Origin of the sequence: Natrialba chahannaoensis JCM 10990, assembly GCF_000337135.1 — an archaeon.
GTDB classification, from domain to species: domain Archaea; phylum Halobacteriota; class Halobacteria; order Halobacteriales; family Natrialbaceae; genus Natrialba; species Natrialba chahannaoensis.
In genome coordinates this window covers 1-2,201 of record NZ_AOIN01000031.1, presented here as the reverse complement: position 1 = coordinate 2,201, position 2,201 = coordinate 1, and the positions used below count along the sequence as shown (strand labels likewise).

The 2,201-nt window shown below is 49.1% G+C and carries 1 protein-coding gene; it reads left to right on the top strand.

Going from position 1 to position 2,201, the window contains the following annotated elements; all coding sequences use genetic code 11:
* The first annotated feature begins 1,561 nt into the window (after nucleotides 1–1,561).
* Nucleotides 1,562–2,155: a hypothetical protein gene (locus C482_RS03685; RefSeq protein ID WP_006166131.1), complete on the top strand. Its 594-nt coding sequence runs from the start codon at nucleotides 1,562–1,564 to the stop codon at nucleotides 2,153–2,155.
* Nucleotides 2,156–2,201 lie beyond the last annotated feature (46 nt).

Genomic DNA, 2,201 nt, shown 5'->3' with positions numbered 1-2,201 from the left:
GGCGAAGTGGGGGACGGGCCGGCGCTCACGGCGAACTCGTTCCTGACGTTCGCCAAGAAGAATTACGGCCTCGACCCACCTGACTAACCTACTCGTTTCCTCTGGGCTCTCCTCGCTCGGGAGCGCCAGCGCTGTCCTGAGTGCGCTTTCTCCGGTGGTTTCCTTACCGCTATTCGACAGGTTTCATAGACGTACGTTCTCAACGGCTCTCGGAGAGTTATTTCAGACTGTTTAGTTGTGAAAGCTGTGCATCATAGAAGCATCTTCGCAACATCAGTGAACACCATTCTGTATAGCATGATACGATATACTCCACACGAGTGTAGAGTGTCTTTTCCCGTTCACACTCGAACCGGTATCTGTCGCTCCCACCGCCGAGACTACGGAACAAGAAGAAACAGTGGCCTCAGCAGCCACCACTTTTTGGAACAGAGTGTACTCGAGTGTCCAGGTACACATATGCACGCTTCGACCAACAATGGAAGACATACTGTCGGACAGAAGTCAGTGAGCAGTCGGTCACGAATTCGTGGCGTTCACTAAAAGGGAACGCCACAGTTTTGCGACTGACCTTCGAATAGTTCTGTCCGATAGTATCAGGACTTCTCTGTGGCGGACTCATCAGCCTTCTTTGGTAATCGTCGCTGATACTGTTCGACAGCACTACTCGAAGCTCGCTTGAAGCGGTCGGTACCGATAGGGGGTGGCTGTCAGTTCGAAATCGACCTTGCAGTGCTTTTGTCCGATAGTATGGCTCAATCGAATCGTTTGTAATCAGTTATTTTGCTAGCTTGTCTCCTACGAGTAGTCTGTATCCGATGCCCTGTGTAGTGTTTGTCGTACGGTTTGTTGGCCTTGAACAGTTGCAAGCGTTTGTCCAGTCTGGTGGGTAGTGACTAGCCGGCTAGTTGGCAGTCGTGCCGAGTGGTTGTGGAGTGCATCTCGAGTGCTCAAGTGAAGCAATTCGCGTTCGAAGCGGGGGATAGTGTTGTTGGCGACTATGTGCCTAGATGGGCTTTTCGAGCTAGTCTGACTGTTGTGTGTCTTCGTTTGGTTGTTGTGGCGTCTTTGTTCGATCACAACCACTGCTCTGTGTAAATCGTATAATGCAATATAGAACGTTCGGGGCCTGGAACAGAGGGTCGGAACGTTCTGTGCTACAAATCACTAACCTATAGTAACAACTGCAACGATTCACACACTGAGCGCATAGCTGTCGTGCGATCAGATGTGCATTGACTTGCAATGACTACTATAGTAATCGTTCTCTCTGGGAATTAACGGCATCTGAATATACTGTGGATAATTGATGATTGTTTGTGGAAGTAAAACAAGATCTACATATCAACTTATGATGTCGATTCTATAACGCCTCTTCAATAATAAAAGGACTTATATATTGCACATTAAAAGATGGGTGTAGTTCGACACCACGTGTTGTCGACAATCACCCCACGGTGTAGACCAAAGTCAGAGATCCAACTCTCCGAACTGGTTTGAGTTCAGGTGGGGTTTGCCAAACCAAAGAAGCACACACGGAGGATTTACAGAAAACAAACATATGGATAACTCAGAAGAAGATCAGATGAAACAGCTGCTCATGATCATCGGAGTGGTCATGGTTGCTGTCATCATAATAAACATCATCTCCTATGTCTGGATGCCATTCCTCCCTTGGCATGAAGAGCGCGATGCCGGACAGGAAGTCATCGAACAGACATACAACGCAGAGCACGCAGTCTCTGAATACGAATGGTTCCGGCAGCAATACCACGACATTGAGTCACAACGAGCACACGTTGAAAACGCCTACGGTGAACTTGATCGGTTCTACGATATACACGGAGAGAATCCAAACGAGTGGAGCCGAACTGCGGAAGAAGACCATAGCAGAATTCAACAGCGCATAACTGGGAACCAAAACCAGCTTGACACCCTTGTCGAAGATTACAACGCTCGCAGCTCGATGGATAACCGAGAACTGTTCAAATGTCATCTCCCGTATCAGGTTGACGAACGCTTTGCTATCCGCGGACCACCCGGAAGTGGTGACGCTGACCAACCCATGGACACTGACCCTGACGGGAACGCGGTTAGTGGCAGCCCACCACCAGCAGAAGAGTGCGATGGACTCCCTGATACGATTGAAAACTAACACCCAAGAGTGTGTCATAGAAAGCGTCACGTACGAAGCAGCAGGG